16 protein-coding genes are annotated in these 17,062 nt (G+C 71.5%); 5 read left to right on the plus strand and 11 right to left on the minus strand.

The window, feature by feature from the left end:
* The 6 genes from F9B16_RS39860 to rarD form a co-directional block, all read right to left on the minus strand.
* On the minus strand, positions 1-1,965 hold a 1,965-nt coding region (locus tag F9B16_RS39860; protein ID WP_225992360.1), incomplete at its 3' end, for a sensor histidine kinase.
* A gap of 314 nt (positions 1,966-2,279) precedes the next feature.
* Complete coding sequence (locus F9B16_RS39865) at positions 2,280-3,965, minus strand: prenyltransferase/squalene oxidase repeat-containing protein (protein ID WP_225992361.1); 1,686 nt, start codon at positions 3,963-3,965, stop codon at positions 2,280-2,282.
* Complete coding sequence (locus F9B16_RS39870; protein WP_225992362.1) at positions 3,962-4,927, minus strand: terpene synthase family protein; 966 nt, start codon at positions 4,925-4,927, stop codon at positions 3,962-3,964. Before F9B16_RS39870 ends, F9B16_RS39865 begins: the two co-directional genes overlap by 4 nt.
* A complete protein-coding gene (locus F9B16_RS39875) occupies positions 4,927-6,294 on the minus strand; it encodes a cytochrome P450 (RefSeq protein WP_151545455.1) in 1,368 nt (455 codons plus the stop codon). Before F9B16_RS39875 ends, F9B16_RS39870 begins: the two co-directional genes overlap by 1 nt.
* Before the next feature lie 405 nt (positions 6,295-6,699).
* The gene (locus tag F9B16_RS39880; RefSeq protein ID WP_151545456.1) at positions 6,700-7,074 is read right to left on the minus strand and encodes a hypothetical protein; all 375 of its coding nucleotides are present in this window, start codon (positions 7,072-7,074) and stop codon (positions 6,700-6,702) included.
* 59 nt (positions 7,075-7,133) lie between these two features.
* Positions 7,134-8,024: an EamA family transporter RarD gene (gene rarD, locus F9B16_RS39885; protein WP_151545469.1), complete on the minus strand. Its 891-nt coding sequence runs from the start codon at positions 8,022-8,024 to the stop codon at positions 7,134-7,136.
* Between the two features lie 215 nt (positions 8,025-8,239).
* Between rarD and F9B16_RS39890 the strand changes: the two genes are divergently transcribed.
* On the plus strand, positions 8,240-8,515 hold the full coding sequence (locus F9B16_RS39890; protein ID WP_151545457.1) for a hypothetical protein: 276 nt from the start codon (positions 8,240-8,242) through the stop codon (positions 8,513-8,515).
* Positions 8,516-8,611: 96 nt separating this feature from the next.
* Here F9B16_RS39890 and F9B16_RS39895 read toward each other — a convergent pair whose 3' ends face one another.
* A complete protein-coding gene (locus F9B16_RS39895; protein WP_151545458.1) occupies positions 8,612-9,727 on the minus strand; it encodes a PP2C family protein-serine/threonine phosphatase in 1,116 nt (371 codons plus the stop codon).
* 107 nt (positions 9,728-9,834) lie between these two features.
* Here F9B16_RS39895 and F9B16_RS51610 point away from each other — a divergent pair, with 107 nt between their 5' ends.
* Positions 9,835-9,972, plus strand: a complete 138-nt coding sequence (locus F9B16_RS51610; RefSeq protein WP_192809216.1) for a hypothetical protein — start codon at positions 9,835-9,837, stop codon at positions 9,970-9,972.
* Between the two features lie 46 nt (positions 9,973-10,018).
* Here F9B16_RS51610 and F9B16_RS39905 read toward each other — a convergent pair whose 3' ends face one another.
* The gene (locus F9B16_RS39905; protein WP_151545460.1) at positions 10,019-10,567 is read right to left on the minus strand and encodes a YciI family protein; all 549 of its coding nucleotides are present in this window, start codon (positions 10,565-10,567) and stop codon (positions 10,019-10,021) included.
* 55 nt (positions 10,568-10,622) lie between these two features.
* Positions 10,623-11,171: a TetR/AcrR family transcriptional regulator gene (locus F9B16_RS39910; protein ID WP_151545461.1), complete on the minus strand. Its 549-nt coding sequence runs from the start codon at positions 11,169-11,171 to the stop codon at positions 10,623-10,625.
* A gap of 104 nt (positions 11,172-11,275) precedes the next feature.
* Between F9B16_RS39910 and F9B16_RS39915 the strand changes: the two genes are divergently transcribed.
* Positions 11,276-11,767: a GNAT family N-acetyltransferase gene (locus F9B16_RS39915; protein ID WP_404800558.1), complete on the plus strand. Its 492-nt coding sequence runs from the start codon at positions 11,276-11,278 to the stop codon at positions 11,765-11,767.
* 49 nt (positions 11,768-11,816) lie between these two features.
* On the opposite strand, the gene F9B16_RS39920 is transcribed toward F9B16_RS39915, so the two are convergent.
* Both F9B16_RS39920 and F9B16_RS39925 read right to left on the minus strand, forming a co-directional pair.
* On the minus strand, positions 11,817-12,482 hold the full coding sequence (locus F9B16_RS39920) for a LuxR C-terminal-related transcriptional regulator (protein ID WP_151545463.1): 666 nt from the start codon (positions 12,480-12,482) through the stop codon (positions 11,817-11,819).
* On the minus strand, positions 12,461-13,783 hold the full coding sequence (locus F9B16_RS39925; protein ID WP_151545464.1) for a sensor histidine kinase: 1,323 nt from the start codon (positions 13,781-13,783) through the stop codon (positions 12,461-12,463). Before F9B16_RS39925 ends, F9B16_RS39920 begins: the two co-directional genes overlap by 22 nt.
* 110 nt (positions 13,784-13,893) lie before the next feature.
* Between F9B16_RS39925 and F9B16_RS39930 the strand changes: the two genes are divergently transcribed.
* Entirely contained in the window at positions 13,894-14,703 is an 810-nt protein-coding gene (locus F9B16_RS39930) for an ABC transporter ATP-binding protein (protein ID WP_151545465.1), read from the plus strand.
* Complete coding sequence (locus tag F9B16_RS39935; protein WP_151545466.1) at positions 14,697-16,640, plus strand: FtsX-like permease family protein; 1,944 nt, start codon at positions 14,697-14,699, stop codon at positions 16,638-16,640. Before F9B16_RS39930 ends, F9B16_RS39935 begins: the two co-directional genes overlap by 7 nt.
* The last annotated feature ends 422 nt before the right edge of the window (positions 16,641-17,062 follow it).

The following is a 17,062-nucleotide window of genomic DNA, read 5'->3' on the forward strand; positions in this document are numbered from 1 at the left end:
CGGCGCCGGCTGCGGCCCGGTGCCGCCGGCGGTGAGCGCCGCGGCGCCGCCGGAACGGCCCGCGCCGACCGCGGTGGGCTGGCGCACCTCCAGGCCGTTCTGCGTGGTCGTGGTGGAGGTCGACGCCGCCCGGACCCGGTCGCCCTCCTCGACGACCAGTCCCTTGGGGATCACGACGACCGCGGTGGTGCCGCCGTAGGCGGACCGCTTCAGCTGGACGCGCAGCCCGTACCGCTCGGCGAGCTTGCTGACCACGAACAGGCCGAGCTGCACCGAGCTCTGCAGGTTGAAGTCCGGCGGGTCCTCGATCCGCTCGTTGATCTCGGCGAGCTTCTCGTCGGTCATGCCGAGCCCGCGGTCCTCGATGTCGATCGCGAAGCCGTTGGCGACCAGGTGCCCGCCGACCTGCACGACCGTGTCCGGCGGGGAGAACGACACCGCGTTCTCGATCAGCTCGGCGAGCAGGTGGGTGACGTCGCCGACCGCGCGTCCGGCCAGCTCGACCGGCCCGAACGGCAGCACGGTGACGCGGGTGTAGTCCTCGACCTCGCCGACCGCGGCGCGCACGACGTCGACCATCGGCACCGAGCTGCGCCAGCCGCGGGCGGGCAGCGCGCCCGACAGCACGATGAGGTTCTCGGCGTTGCGCCGCATCCGGGTGGCGAGGTGGTCGAGCCGGAACAGCTCCTCCAGCTCCTTGACCTCGATGTCGCGGCGGCGCTCCATGGTGTCCAGCATGGTCAGCTGCCGGTGCACGAGGGTCTGCGTGCGGCGGGCCAGGCTGAGCAGGACGTCGCGGATGCCGCGGCGCAGCTCCGCCTGCTCGACCGCGGTGCGGATCGCGGTCTCCTGGACGGCGTTGAACGCGCGTCCCACCTGCCCGATCTCGTCGGTGCCGAACTGCAGCGGCGGCGCCTCCACCGACACGTCGACCTTCTCGCCGTGCCCGAGCCGCTCGACGACGCCGGGCAGCCGCTGCTCGGCCAGCTCCCACGCGGCGACGCGCAGCCGCTCGAGCTGCCGCACGAGGGCGCGCGCCGTGGTGATCGACACGACGATGGACGCGATGACCGCGAGGAGCCCGAGACCACCGGCGAGCACCAGCCGGACGACCACGCCGATCGCGATCGGCTTGGCGCGGTCGACGAGCCGGTCGCCGCCCGCCTGGATGCTCTCGCGCACCTGGCTCAGCGCGGGCGTCGCCGCGGTCGACCACTGGTCGAGCGTGACCGCGGGCCGGGTGACGGTGTGCGGCGGCTTCCCGGAGGTGATCCGCCGGTTCTGCATGATCTGGTCTTCGAGCGACTGGACCTGGGCGAGCTTCGCGTTCTTCGTCAGCGCGTCGTAAAGGGCGCCGTCCGAATCCTGAATGGCGATGAGCGCCGCGGAGATGTTGTGCCGGCGCGTGCCCACCGTCTGGGTGAAGGTGATGAGCTCGGACTGGCTGAACCGGCCGGCCGTGAGCGAGCCCGCGACCAACGCGTCCTCCTGCGAAAGCAGTTCCCACGTGCGGTTGAGCTCGACTTCGGTGCGGGTGTCGCTGGCGAAGTCCTTGTCGTCCAGGGTGGCCAGGGAATCGTAGACCCGGAAAATGGACTCGATGACCTCGGAATACCCGGCGGCGATTCGGGTCCGGTCGGCGCCGTGCGCGTCGACCGTGCGGCGGATCGCGTCCACCCCGCGCAACCTGCCGACCATCTCGTCGATGCGGTGCTCGAGCAGGTCGCCCGCGAACCATTTCACCTTTCCGTCCCGGGCCTTCTTGATCGCCTCGGCGCTCGCGTCGTCGGTGCGGGACCGCTGCGCGGCGAGCGCGCTGCGGACCGACGCGCTCGGCCGGGAGAACTCGATCATGGACAGCCGGCGCTCCTTCTGGAGCTCGGCCAGCAGCGGGTCGGTCGGCTGGGCGATCGCGCTGTCCAGGGTCGTGACGCCGAGCAGATTGACGCCTTCTCGCAGGGTCACCCAGGCCGCGAAAATCCAGAGTGCGGTCAGGGAGAGCAACAGCGCCGTGATCTTGGTTCGCAGGCGCGAGTTGCGGAAGCGCATTACAATCGCCCCAACAATATGTGAATTGGCTCGCAACCGCGTGGCACATCGTGTTTCGCGGAAGCGAGCCTGCTGGTGTCGTGGTCCGCAGGGGCGGCGGCTAGTCGCCGTTCCATACGGCGTAGAAGACTAGCAACAGGGCCATACCCCCTCAAGGTGAATCGTCAACACACACGGTTTTGTCGCATTTGAGGGCGGTGCGCGGCGGAACCGGTGTGGCGAAATTCACCTCACCGAAACACGCCGGACCCGCGGCCGAGATGAAGCGCCGCCACGACCCCGGCCATGACGATCGCGCCGGGCCTGTAGAGGTCCTTGTCATGCCACAGCGCCGGCTCCGCGTCCGCGTGATCATCCGCGCTGGTCAGGCCGCGCAGCAGGTGCGGCCGGGCCCGCGCGGCGGCCTCGGCGGCGGCCGGATCGGCGCCGCGTCCCGTCAGCAGCAGCAGTTGGACCGCGTACGCCGTCTCCTCCGCCGTTCCCTCCCACCGGCCCCAGGAGCCGTCCGCGCGCTGCGTGCCGAGGACCCAGCGGCGCGCCGCCGCGACGGCCGCCGCGGACGCCTCGCCGCCGAACGCCGCCAGGGCGACGGCCGCGCACGCCGTCGCGTAGTAGGGGGAGGCGTGCCAGCGGTCCTCCCAGCTGCCGTCCTGCCGCTGCTGCCCGCACAGCCAGGACGCGGCCTTCGCCGCCGCGGCCGCGTACCGCTCCGCCGAGGCCGCGCCGACGCGGTCCCGCATGGTGGCGAGGTACTGGCCGAACGCTTCCAGGACGTGCGCGTTCGTCGTGATGGACGCCCCGTCCTCGCCCTGCCAGGTGCAGAAGTGCGTGTCCGTCTCGTAGGGGAGGAGGGAGTCGGGGCGGCAGGGCGCGTCCAGCAGGGCCAGCGCGTAGAGCGCACCGGCGGTGGTGTCGGCGTCCGACGGGAGCCCCGCCGCGGCGGCGGTCCCCGCCGGGCCGAGCGGCGCCGTCAGGCTGAGGACGAGCTCGGGCGGCACGGTGAACGGGACGCCCGCCCGCGCCAGCCACGCCAGCACCCAGCCGCGCTCGAACACGGTGAGCGGGATCCCGCACGGGACCGGGCCGCCGTGCCGCGCGACCACCGTCTCCAGGTACCAGCGGGCCGGATCGCCCGGTTCGGGCGGCGCCTCCGCGCCCAGCCAGGCGGCCGTGGCGGCGGGGGACGCGCCGATCGTCCCGGTCGGCTCGGGGCGGGTGTGCGGCAGTCCGGCGGCCGCCGGCCCGGCGACCTCCAGGGCGTGCATGAGCTTCTGCGGAGCGGGGGCACCGGAGCCGAGCAGCGAGCGCACGAGGCCGAGCTTGGCGACGTCCATTCCGGTCGGCGGGCCGAGTTCGTGCCCTGCCCATGCGCCGAGACCGGGGACGGGCGCCTCCCGCAGCCGGTCCAGCGACGCGTTGATGCCCTCGAGGAGCGCCGGCGTGATCAGCTCGATGGCGGGCAGGTCGGGCAGCGCGAACGCGGGGGCGGACGGCCCGCACAGGCGGGCCGCGGCGGCGCCGAGCCCCAGGTCCGCGGAGCGGGCGAGGCGGTCGCGGTCGGTTCCGGCGACCCCGCCCTCGCGGGTGAGCACCTTCAGCAGGGCCTCGATCGCGCTCAGCGTCGGGACGAGCGCATAGCCGGGTTCGGGGGCGCCCCACAGACCGTCCGGCCGCTGCTGCTCCAGCAGGTAGGAGACGCGCCGCGCGTGCCCGCTGAGCCATGGCGCGAGCGTCACCAGCCGGCCCGTCTCGTAGACCGACGGCGACGTCCGGCCCCAGGGGTGCTCGGTCAGCCCGGCGATGAGCCGGGCGACCGCGCGGGCGAGGTCGGCGTCCGGGTCATGAGGGGGGTGGGCGGTTTCCTGCCGGGGGGAAGGGACGGTGGTCGCCGCTATAGGGCGGTCGTCGATGCTCACAGGGAACCCCAGAAGTCCGTGACCCCGTAGAAGCCGGCGCAGAAGTCCATCTGCCGTTCCATGTAGTCGGCGAGGCGGGGGGCGCCGTCTCGCGCGCGCGCAATGAGCACGCGTGCCTCGGCGGTCAGCGCCGAGATCCGTTCCTGCACCTCCGCGCGCGGGCGGCCGAGCAGGAGCGCGTTGAGGTCGCCCCATTCGAGGTCGCGCTCGTAGGTTCCGAGGTCGTTGAGCAGCCGGATGACCCGCTGCACGGCCCAGCCCGCCTCGCGGACGGCCGTCACGTCCCCGCCGCCGCCGGAGGCGATCCAATGCGAGACGAACACGAAGGCGAAGCCCAGATTGTCGGCGTTCGCGAGGTACTCGTCGAACGAGGGGGCGTCGCCTCCGGCGTCCCGCGCGGCCTTCCAGTCCCATTCGAGGGCCATGGCGTCGAGCATGCGCTGCAGCTCGTCCCGCCAGACGTCGCCGAGCCCGGGGAACGCCGGCTCGGCCCGCAGCTCGTCCCGGATGCCGGCGAGGAACCGCGAGAGCTCGTCCTCGGCGGGCGTCCCCGGTGCGGGCTCCTCGCCGTCGGCCACGGCGGCGCACCTGCGGACCAGGCCGGCGACCTCGTCCCGGGACGATGCGGCGTAGTCGATCAGCCAGTCCAGGCCGAAGCACCACAGGCAGACCTTGTTGGCGACCGCGAGACGGTCCGCGCCGAGGTCCGGCCCGCTGAACGCCGCCGCCAGCGCGAGCGTGCTGAACAGGGCGGGGTCGAACGCCTTCGCGTCGTAGAGCGCGGGATGGTCGGCCGCCCACGCCCGCATCTGCCGCTGCGCCTGCCCGGCGACGGCGCAGATCGTCCCGGCCTGCAGAGCGGATGTTGGGGAGGTGAGGGCAGGCGTGGAGGACTGAAGGGCGGACGTGGGGGCAGGCGTGGAGGACTGAGGGGCGGCCGTGTCGCCGCCGATGCCGTCCATCAGCGCTGGACCGGGTGCAGCAGGAGGTGGAGCGGCTGGTTGGGGCGGAGCGTCGCGCCGATCCGCGCCTGTACCGGGCCCTCCGTCGGCGCCATCTCCGGACGGTACCGGCTGAGGATGGCGGTGAGGATCAACTCGGCCTCCATGTTGAACACATGCCGTCCGATGCACTGGTGCGGGCCGCCGCCGAAGGGGAAGTAGGCGTAGCGGTGACGCGCGCGCGCACGCTCGGGCGTGAAGCGTTCGGGGTCGAACTCCAGCGGCCGCTCCCACACCGACTCGAGGCGGTGCGTGAGGAACGGGCTGATCAGAACCGTCTGCCCCGCCTCGACCGGCACACCGCCGATGACGGTGTCCTTCAGCGCGATGCGCGGGAAGATCCAGCCCACCGGATACAGCCGCAGCAGCTCCTGGACGACCTGCTTCACATAGGGGAGCCGGTGCAGGTGCTCGGGCCGCACCGCCTCGTCGCCCACCACCGCCTCGATCTCCGCGCGCAGCCGCGCGGTGACGTCCGGATGCGCGGCGAGCATCGGCCAGATCCAGGTCAGCGCTACCGTCGTCGTCTCGGTGCTGGTGGCCCACATGGCGAGCAGGTTGTCGCGGACCCAGTTGTCGTCGAGGCCGCTGCCCTCCGTCATGCGGGCCTTGCAGAGCGCCGTGAAGATGTCGTAGCCCTCGCCCGGGTCGTACCGGAACCGGTCGACGAGTTCGTAGAGCGTCTCGTCCATGACCTGGAGGCCCGCGGAGAACGCGCGGTCGCCCGGCAGCGGGATGGAGCGCGGGACGAACGGCAGCAGGAAACGGAACGCGATCGACGTGGCCAGGCGCTCCATCGCGGGGATCAGCCGGTCCGCCTCGGCCTTCCTTATCTTGTCCCCGAAGAGCACCTTGATGACGGTGTCGTGGACGATGCGGCCCATCTCCGGCAGCACCTCGATGGACCGTCCCTCGCGCGCCGGTTCGTCGAGCTGCGCGACGGCCTCGTTGATGGCACGTGCCATATGGTCGCTCAGCGACCGGATCGTGCGGGTGGAGAAGACCGGCTGCAGGATCCGCTTGCTCAGCTCCCACTCGGCGTACTCGGACATGATGCTGTCGCCGAACAGGCTGTGCAGGGGGCGCCAGAACGTCCCGTCCCGGACGAAGTTCTCCGACTCCTTGCGCAGCACCTGCTGGACGTGGTCGGGGTGCGTCACCACGTAGGGGTGCGAGGCGCCGAGGTCCAGCCGCGCTATCTCACCTCCCGCCGCGGTGCTGATCCGCTCGATCTCCCTCAGGGGGTCGCGGACGAAGCGGGAAACCGTGCGGTAAAGGGGGAAGTTTCTCGGTTTCCGGGACCGTGGCGGGCCGGCGGTGACGGTCATCGTGACGTGCCCCTCAGACTGGACGTCTCTCGCGCGAAGGACGGTGTTCGACGAGTCGTGCGGGAAATCTTGCGGTGGAACGCCCCTCTCGCGGCAAAAAGGGCATCCCGGAAGGGTTGGTATAAGTTTGCCGAAACCTGGTCAATACCGTGGAAGTATCACATCGACCTAGATGTGGATCAAGATCGAATGTGTCCGATACATGCATCTGACGAGTGACATGAGTCACTCAGTCAAAGGTCTTGCCATTCGTCGGTCTTGATGGCATATGTAGACGGATGTCTTGGTCGGTGTACTTCTCACGCACCGTTCGTGCGGGACACCGAATCCGTCACCAGAGTTGAGGCGCCGTCGCGCCTGCCGGGCGTCGTGCCTGTCGAGCGTCGCGCCTATCGGGGGTCGCGCCTACAGGCCGTCGCGGTTGCCCGGAAGCAGGGTCGGCCAGACGAGCCGCCCCGCCACGCGCACCTTCCCGGTCGCCGTGTGCGACCCGCAGCGCACCCGCACCGTGTACGTCCCGGGCTTCGCGTCGTCCTCGAGCACCGCTGTGCCGTTCTGGCCGTCCAGCCGGGCCCGCCCGTCGAACACGTCCGACGACGCCCAGTGCCGTCCCGGACCGCACCCGGGAACCGACAGGTCCACCTTGTCCCCGGCCCGGGTCGTGCCCGGCCGCACCGTCAGCCCGTCGTGCCCCGAGGTCGTCGCCTCGCCCGCCGCCGGTGCCATCAGACCCGCCGCCACGAGTGCGGACCCCAACACGGTGACGCTCAGCAAACGCAACAGGACTCCTCGGATGCGGCGTGTGACGTCCGGCACTTTAGTGGCTCGGCCGGGCGCCTTCAATGCGCCGTTTCCGGCACGGCATCCGTTTCCGGAACCCGCGCCCGCCGCCCGGCCCGCACCCCGTCCCAGGTCAGCGCCACCAGCGCGAGCCACACGAGCAGGAAGCCGGCCCACCGGCTCGGCGGCATCTCCTCGCCCTGCACCAGCAGCCCGATGAGGAACTGCAGGACGGGCGCGAGGTACTGCAGCATCCCGATCGCGCTCATCGGCAACCGGATCGCCGCCGCGTTGAACAGCATCAGCGGGATCGCCGTCACGATCCCCGCGCCGGCGAGCAGCGCGGCGTGGCCCGCTCCGTGATGCCCGAACGCCGCGTCGCCCCGTCCCGCCAGCACCAGCACGGACACCAGCGCCGGCACGAACATCACCGCCGTCTCCACGGCCAGGCTCTCCGCCGACGGCATGCTCGCGAACTTCTTCAGCAGCCCGTACGTCCCGAACGAGAACGCCAGCACCAGCGCGATCCACGGCAGCCGCCCGTAGTCCGCCGTCAGCACCACCACCGCCGCCGCGCCCAGCCCCACCGCGGCCCACTGCCCGGCCCGCAGCCGCTCCCGGAAGATCACCACGCCGAACACCACGCTGATCAGCGGGTTGATGAAGTAGCCCAGCGCCGCCTCGATCGTGTGCCCGCTGTTGACCGCGTAGATGTAGGTGCCCCAGTTCGCGGTGATCACCAGCGCGGCCGCCGCCAGCAGGCCCGCCTTGCGGACCGTCAGCGCCCTGATCCAGCCCCAGTTCCGCGCCGCCGCGAGCACCACCGCGACCGCCACCAGCGACCACATGATCCGATGCGCGAGGATCTCCAGCGCCCCGGCCGGCTTCAGCAGCGGCCAGTACAGCGGGAACAGCCCCCACAGGACGTACGCCGCGACCCCGTACGCCATCCCGCGATTCACCACGCCCGCACCCTACCAACCCGTAATCACCCAACCCCACCCACACTAATGACCCCCCTCCTGGTCGGCCATCCACGGAGGCTCTCGCCGCCGTCGGTGGCGCCCTATGGGGCCTGTCCGTCCGGTAGTCGTAGTCCATGCGGATGGGTGACCGGGCTTTAAGCGCAGGGGGGTGGGTCTGGTCGTCCAACGTCCGCCCGCTCATGGAGATGATCTCCGAGGTCGTCGGATACGACTTCGACGACTCCGATTGGCTCGCCATCTCGATGGCCCTACCCGACACCGACGACGAGCAGGCGGACGGCTGGTACGCCTACCCATTGGTGGGCGATCGGCAGGTGGAGGTCCGGCTGTCACGCGCCGTTGGGGGCGACGAGGTCTCGATAGAGGTCACAGGCATGGCCGACGACCGGACGCGGGAATCGATCGAGCTCCTACTGACCGTGTTCGCCCGCTACACCGTCGATACAGAGCGCTGACTTGCCTCGTGGATGCCGATGGTGTCCGAGTGACTGTGAGTGGCACTTTGAAGAACGCCGGCTATGGCGGGAGGCGGCCGGTGTTCGGGCGGGTGGTCAGCGAGCGGGGTGCGGGTCTGTGCGTTGGAGGATGAGGAGGGCGGCGTCGTCGGCCAGGTGGTCGGCGGTATGGGCGAGCAGGTCGCGGTGGATGTGGTCCAGCAAGGCGGCGGGGTCGGTGGCGGGGAAGGTCGCGACGCGTTCGGCGAGCGGGTAGAAGTCCCCGGACGGCGAGCGGGCCTCGATGACGCCGTCGGTGTAGAGGACGAGCATGTCGCCGGGTGCGAAGGTGAAACGCTCGACGTTGAGCGGGACGGGGTTCGGCACGCCCAGCGGTGGTGCGGGGGCGCGCGGCTCAAGGGTCGTGGTCCGGTGGTCGTGCAGGAGCAGGGGAGGCGGATGGCCGCAGCTGATCATCTCGACTTCCGGGTGGTCGTCGGCGACGTCGAGGACAAGCGCGGTGATGAAGTGTTCGCCCAGGTCGTGCTCGGTGTCGGCGACTTCTTCCAGGTCGCGGTCGACGCTGTCCTGGAGGGCGGCGGTGAGGGCGGGCAGGGCGTAGCGGCGGGCGCCCTCCCGGAACGCGCCTAGGACCACCGATGCCTCGGCTATGGCGTCCAGGCCCTTGCCTCGGACGTCGCCTATCAGCACCCGGCTCGCGGGCCGGGACGCGCGCGTGACCGCGAACAGGTCGCCGCCGATCTGGCTCTCGTCCTCGGCCGTCAGGTAGAGCCAGGCCACCCGCAGCGGCCCGATCCGCTCGGGCGGCGGTCTCAGCAGGGCGCGCTGCGCCGTCTCGGCCACGGATCGCGCCTGGCCCAGCGCGTGCTCGCGGCGCTCCCGGACCAGGCGCAGGAAGACGATCAGCAGGGAGAGCAGGGTCAGCGCGCTGATCTGCGCCAGGTGGTTCGTCGTGGTCAGGCCGCCGTGGAAGATCGCGATGATCACCTGGTCCGCCACCGCCAGGGCGGCGACGACGGCGGTCAGCCGCACCGTCGCCATGGAGGCGGCGAGCGCGGGCGCGATGACCAGGAACGGTCCAAGGTGGACGGTCGTCCCGAGGACGAGGTCCGTCACGGTGATCGCCACCATGAACGCGAGCGCGACCACCACGATCGCGTGAGCCAGCAGCGGCCGCTTGACGCGGTCCGCCCATGAACGTCGACCCCCCATGGCCCTCCCATGCCCCCGGCTCGGAGGTCCATGTTCCTGGTAGACGGTCGCTGACCAGGTCATATGGCTTCGAGGCGGGGGTCTGTTGTTGGAGGCCCCTGGCATCCTTGCCGGACGACCTGAGCCGGCTCGTCGTGGAGCGGCTGAACGCCGGCGACGTCGATGGGCTGGTGGCGTTGTACGAGCCCGACGCCGTCCTGGCGTTGCGGTTGTGGGTGATCGATCAGCCGAGCCTGCTCCGATGACTTGGGTAGGACGGCTTCTAGCTCCGGTAGGACGGCTTCCGGGGAGCTATCTGCGGCCGCCGAAAGTCCAGAGGTGGACTTCGATGTCGGCGTACCGGTCTGCGGCCAGGACGGTGCGGGCCGTTTCAGGGTTCGGTGCCTGCACTAGTGCCGCCGTGCCCAGCCATGTGCTTCCGTCGTCGGACAGCAGGGGGCCGTAGGCGATCAGCGTGTGATTGTCGGGCGGCAGATCGCGGTCGGCGGAGTGGCCTTCGCCTAGGCCGAGCACCAGATAGTGGTCGCCCTCGTTGCGGTCGCCGGGGAACTCCCACATCGTGCGGCCGAGCGCGTTGTGCCAGCGGCGCAGCATGATGTCGCGGTAGGCGCCGGCCTGGTAGCCGGGCTCGTCGAAGGCGAACGCGCGCGCGGTGGCGGAGTCGGGCAGGTCGACGATGTGCACGCTTCCGGTGAGCGTTTCGCCGTTGCTCAAGAAGGTCGGGCCACGGGCGATCATCTCCGCCGCGTAGCGGTCCATATAGGACCAGTGTTCTTCTACGAGTTCGCGGCGCAGCGCCATAGAGCCGCGCCTATCACGGTGGTAGCAGAAGAACTCCATGCGGACAGTCTTCACCACCCTGGCAGGCAACCCTCCACGGTGTCCGCGCCCAGGGTCAGGTGGGGTTTCGCCCGGGCGTGGTGATGCCTTCCCGGACCAGGCGGAGGAGGCGGTCGGTTTGCGGTGCGCCGGCTCCCGCGGTGGCTATCCCGCCTGCCAACGCCAGGAGGTCCGGGCCGTCGAGGTCGGGACGAACGGCACCGGCCTCCCGGGCCCTCGCCAGTAGGGGCGCCACGGCTGCGTGCATGGCGGCATGCCATTCGTCGAAGAGAGGGGAACGTCCGTCTTCCGGAATGGCGCGGGCCAGGTCGCCCTTGTCGGCGACATGGGCGATGAATGCCCGCAGCCACATGAAGAGGGCGTCGGCGGGCGGGTCGTGGTGCAGGAGTTTCCGGCTCTTGGCGGTCAGGTCTGCGACCTCGTCCGCGTACACGGCGATGAGCAGGTCGCGTCGTGTAGGGAAGTGCCTGTACAGGGTGGCGTTGCCCACGCCCGCGTTACGGGCGATGTCGTCGAGTGGTGCGTCCGGTCCGCGCTCGGCGAAGACGTTCCTGGCCGTCGTGAGGATGAGGTCGCGGTTGCGTTGCGCGTCCGCCCTGGGCATGGCTCTCCTCACCGTGAATTTCCTGGTCAGTGTACGGCGCTGCCTTGTCCGGCAGGGGGCGTGGACGTCGCGGTGGGTGCCTCGGGAAGGATGGGGCCCAGCACATCCCATGGCGGAGAGGCGGAGCGGTGCGGGAGATCCGGCGGGCGCGGTTGGAAGACCACGAGGCGGTCCTGCGGGTGATGCCGGAGTGGTGGGCCGATTCCCGCACGCCGGAACAGGCACGCCAGCTGACGCTGCTGCTGCCCCGCCTGTTCTTCGAGCACTTCACCGGGACGAGCCTCGTCATGGACGGTGACGACGGCATGCACGGCTTCCTTGTGGGATTCCATTCGCCGGACCACCCGGACGAGGCGTACATCCATTTCGTTGGCGTCGATCCCAAGCGCCGTAAGGACGGCGTAGCTCGGGCCCTGTACGAGCGGTTCTTCGAGGAAGCCGCAGCGGCGGGCCGTACGAAGGTCAAGGCCATCACGTCACCCGCCAATACGGGGTCCATCGCCTTCCACCGGGCCATGGGCTTCGCCGTACACGAGCCGAAGTCCGGATACGACGGCCCGGGGCAGGACCGTGTGCGCTTCGAGAAGACGCTCTAGGCGGCTTTGGGTGCTTGGGCAGCTTTGGCGGCTCAGGCTGCTCGGGCGGCTAGGCGGCGGCGCGGCTGCGGAGGTAGGTCAGGACGGCGAGGACGCGGCGGTTCTTGTCGTCCGTCAACGGCAGGTCCAGCTTGGTGAGGATGTTGCCGACGTGCTTGCCGACCGTCACTTCGGCGACGGTGAGGATCTGCGCTATCGCCGTGTTGGAGTGCCCTTCCGCGATGAGGGCGAGCACCTCGCGCTCGCGCGCGGACAGCCGCGACAATGGGTCCTTGCTGCGGCGCAGGAGCTGCCGGACGACCGTGGGGTCGACGACCGTACCGCCGTCCACGACCCGACGTAGCGCGGCGACGAACTCCTCCACCTCGACGACCCGGTCCTTGAGCAGGTAGCCGACGCGCGTACCGTCGTTGGAGTCGAGCAGGTCGGCGGAGTAGCTCAGCTCCACGTACTGGCTGAGCGCGACGACGGCCAGGCCGGGATGCGCCTTGCGAAGGTCCACGGCGGCGCGGAGCCCTTCGTCGCTGAAACCGGGCGGCATGCGGATGTCCGTCACCACGAGGTCGGGGGAGTGCTCCTCCACCGCGGCCTTGAGGGCGTCGGCGTCCTCCACGGCGGCGACCATGTCGAAGCCGAACTTGCCGAGCAACCCGACGAGCCCTTCCCGCAGGAGCACGCCGTCTTCGGCGAGGACTACCCGGACGGTCGGCTGCAAGGGAACTCCACACGTAGGACGGTCGGCCCACCGGCCGGACTGGACAGGAGCATTCTTCCGTCGATCACCGCCACACGGTCGGCCAGACCGGTGAGCCCGCTTCCCAGGGACGGGTCCGCGCCGCCTTTGCCGTCGTCCTCGACCTCCAAGGCCAGGGTTCCGCCGCGGAGGTGCACGCTCATCCGGCCTCTTCGGGCGTCGCTGTGCTTGGCGATGTTCGACAGGGCTTCGGCGGCGACGAAGTAGGCGGTGCCTTCTTCGTGCGGATGCAGACGTTCAGGCAGGTCCGCTTCGACCGTCACCGGTATGGGGGAGCGGTCGGCGAGTTCGCGCAGCGCCGCGGGCAGGCCCCTGTCGGCCAGCACGCGCGGATGGATGCCGCGGATGAGTTCGCGCAACTCCTCCATCAGGAGCTTGGCCTGTTCGTGGGCCTCCGCCACGCTGCGACCGGCATCGGAGTCAGCGGGCAGTTCCACGCGGGCCATGCCGAGCTTGAGCGTGAGCCCGATCAGGCGTTGCTGCGCGCCGTCGTGCAGGTCGCGTTCTATGCGCCGCCGCTCGGCCTCGAACGCGTCCACAAGCCTGGCCCTGGATCGGGACACCTCCACCAGTTCTGCACGGAGTCGCTCACCGGAACCCCGTCCGAGCAGGGTCCTGGCCATCGCCCCGTGCGCGCCCGCGAGGACCGCCGCCAAGTAGGGGATGGTGGGCAGCAAGGCGAACCCCGCTATGGCGTACGGCACGGCGTCCGCCGGAGTCGCCACCTTGACCAGGCCGAGAGCCACCGGTTCGCCGTTGCCCATGGCGAGAAGCGGGCTGAACACGAGCCCGGCCACCGCGAACACGTACATCAGCAACGCCCCGTACAGGACAGGTACCACGGTCACCAGCAGGGTCGCGTAGGCCATCTCGCGCCAGATGGCCGCCTCGCCATAACGGACCAGAGACCACGTGTGAGGCTCGGAACCGTTCACGCGCGAGTGGCCGGACACGATGGGGCGGACGTCCACCAAGCGAAGTCGGCGGCGTTCTACCTCGGCGACCGGGAGCGCCACCAGCGGGCCCAGACCCGCGACGAACAGGACGCCCAGCGCCACGAGCAGCAGGCGCGCGCCGACCCCGTGCCGGGACGACAGCGCCGCGGCCCACGGCAGTACCAGCAGCGCGAACGGGACGGCGGCCGCGAGCATCGGAACCGGCGTCGACAGCAGGTATCCCGCGCAGCGCCAGGGCCAGCCGGAGATCAGGAACCGCCGTCCGGCCGCCGCCTCCAGGGCGGTGCGAGGGGCGGTGTCGGTCATGAACCCAAAGGTAGCCACGCTTCCGCGCCCTGACGGTATGGCTAGCCATACTTAAAAGATCCTGGTCAGCCGTCATGCGGAGCCCGGGACGCGGATGGTTCCGTGGACGCATGACCAGCACACCGACCTCTGGCACCCCGATCGCGGCCCTCCCGGCACCCGGACGGCCCGCCCCTGCCCCGGCGGCGCCCCCGGCCGCCGAGCTGCGGGACGTCGCCCGCGAGTACGGCGGCGGCAACGCGCTGGTCCGCGCCCTCGACGGCGTCTCCATCGCCTTCCCCGCCGGATCGTGGACGGCGGTGATGGGCCCGTCCGGCTCCGGCAAGTCCACCCTGCTGCACTGCGCCGCCGGGCTCGACCGGGTCACCCGGGGCCGCGTCCTCCTCGCCGGGCAGGAGATCACCGGCGCCCCCGACACGGTGCTGACCGGGCTGCGGCGCCGCACGATGGGCTTCGTCTTCCAGAGCTTCAACCTCATCGGCTCGCTCACCGCCGAGCAGAACGTCGCGCTCCCGCTCAAGCTCGCCGGCGCCCGCGTCCGCCGCGCCGAGGTGCGCGCCGTACTGGCCGCGGTCGGGCTCGGCGACCGGCTGCGGCACCGGCCGCGCGAGCTGTCCGGCGGGCAGCAGCAGCGGGTGGCGATCGCCCGGGCCATGGTCACCCGCCCGGCCGTCCTGTTCGCCGACGAGCCGACCGGCGCGCTCGACTCCGCCTCCGCCCGCACCGTGCTCGGCCTGCTGCGCGCCATGGTCGACCGGGACGGGCAGAGCATCGCCATGGTCACCCACGACCCGGTCGCGGCGGCCCACGCCGACGCCGTCGTGTTCATGTCCGACGGGCGGCTCGTCGACCGGATCGCCCGCCCAACGGCCCGCGAGGTGGCCGACCGGCTCGCCCGGCTGGAGGCCGCCCCGTGCTGACCCTCGCCCTGAACACCTTCCGGGAACGCTGGCGGCTCTTCGCCGGCGCCATGACCGCCGTCGCGCTCGGTGTGGCGCTCGTCCAATCGTCCCTGCTGGTCATGGTGGCCACCGACCGGGCGCCCATCCCGCCCGGCGTCACCGGCCGCGCCAGGGAAGACCTCCGCGAGGGCTACGCCGGGGCGGCCACGCTGCTCGGCATGACGGTGATGCTGTCGGCCTTCCTCACCGTCTTCATCGTCAGCTCGACGTTCGCCTTCACCGTCGCCCAGCGCCGCCGCGACCTCGCCCTCCTGCGCCTCGTCGGCGGCGGCCGCAGCCAGCTCGTCCTCCTGCTGCTCGGTGAGGCGCTGCTGCTCGGCCTCACCGGCACGGCGTCCGGCGTGCTCATCGGCCTCCCCGCGACCTGGCTGCAGGCCCGGCTGCTGATCGCGCTCGGCTTCCTGCCGGACGGGTTCCGGCTCGTCTGGGACGGCGGCGTCCTCATCGCCTCCGGCTGCGTCGGGATCACGGTCGCCCTCCTGGGCGTGCTCGCCGCCGCACGCCGCGCCACGAAGGTCCGTCCGCTGGACGCGCTCCGCGACACCGGAGGCGCCGCCCGCGTCATGACCCCGGCGCGCTGGCTGGCCGGCCTGTCCTCCCTCGCGTTCACGATCTGGATGGTGTCGCTCGCCCAGTCCGCCGACCTGCTCGGCGCCATGATGATGGGGCTCGGCATCTCCATCATGGGAGCAATCTCGCTCAGCGCGCTGAGCCCTCTCGTCGTCCCCCTCGCCGGACGCGTCCTCGGCACCGTCCTCCGGGCCGGCCCCCTCGGCGAACTGGCCCAGGCCAACCTCCGCGACGGCGTGCGCCGCAGCGCATCCACCGCCGCCCCGCTGATCGCCCTGGTCGCCCTGCTCCTCGGCCTCACCGGCACCCTCGGCTCGCTGGCGCTGATGTCCGGCGAGGAGCAACGCCACCTCGTCCGCGGCGACCTGGTGGTGACCTCGCAGGGCGCCGACCTGGACCGCATCGCCGCCGTCCCCGGCGTCGCCGCCGCATCACCGCAGGTTTCCCTCTCCATGAGCGTGACCGCTCGGCACCACGAGGCGAACCGAACATGGCGCCAGACGCACTACGCGGGCATCGTCGCGATCGACGCCCCCGCCTACGCGCGCACCCACGCCCTTCACCTCCGCGCCGGCTCCCTCACCCGGCTCCACGGCCGGACGATCGCCCTGGGCCCCGGCATGGCCGAGTCGGGGATCCGCGTCGGCTCCACGGTGACCGCCACCATCAACGGGCACAAGACACGGCTGAAAGTGGTGGCCGCCCTCCGCGCCACCCTCGAGAACTACTCCGAGACCTTCCTCGTACCGCGCGAACTGATCCCCGCCTCGGCCCTCGCCACAGCGAAGGCCGAGACCGTGATCCGCCTCGCGCCCGGCACGAGCCGCTCGACGGTCCGGACGGCGCTACATGCCGCAGGCGCGGACAAGGTCCAGACCGTCCCGCAGTGGGCGGACGACCGGACCGCCGCGCAGCAGCGCGGCAACATGGGAATCCTCGCCGTCCTCATGGGCATGGCCGGCGGCTACGCGGTGGTCGCGGTCATCAACGCCGTCATGATCGCCGGAACCGAACGCCGCGCCGAGTTCGCAGCCGCCCGCGTCGCGGGCCTGACCCGCCCCCAGGTGATCCGCGCCGCGCTGATCGAGTCATGGGCGGTCACCGCCATCGGCCTCGTCCTCGGCTGCACGGTCGCCGCCGGCGCCCTCGCCGGCATGCTCGCCGCCTCCCTCCGCGCCGCAGGCCGCCCCCTGGTCGACGTCCCCTGGCCCCTCCTCGGCATCACCACACTCGCCGCCTTCGCCATCACCGGAGCCGCCACCACCTGGACAACCTTCACCGCAACCAAACACCGCCCCGCACCCCTCCTAACCACCCCCAACTAACCCACCCAGCCCCACAGCCCCAGCGCCCGCACTCCCCAGCCCCCACATCACTCCGCCCCCGAACCCCACTCCAGTCCCCAAACCGCCGCAGCCCCTAACTCTCCGCAGCCCCCAGGCCGCCGCATCCCCAAGCCTCCGCCCCCAAGCCCCCACACCTCGCCCGCCAGCGCCCCGTCCTCGATGCGCTGGCGTGACGCATTGCTGTCCGCCACATGCCGCCGTCCCCGATGCGCCGTCGTCCGCGCCTGCCGCCTCGGCTGCCTCCCGCCGTTCATGGTGCGCTGCGGCCCGTGCTGCGCCACCGCCCGTGCTGCGCCACCGCCCGTGCTGCGCCACCGCCCGTGCTGCGCCACCGCCCGTGCTGCGCCACCGCCCGTGCTGCGCCACCGCCCGTGCTGCGCCACCGCCCGTGCTGCGCCACC

Source organism: Actinomadura montaniterrae (assembly GCF_008923365.1).
Taxonomy (GTDB): Bacteria; Actinomycetota; Actinomycetes; order Streptosporangiales; family Streptosporangiaceae; genus Spirillospora; species Spirillospora montaniterrae.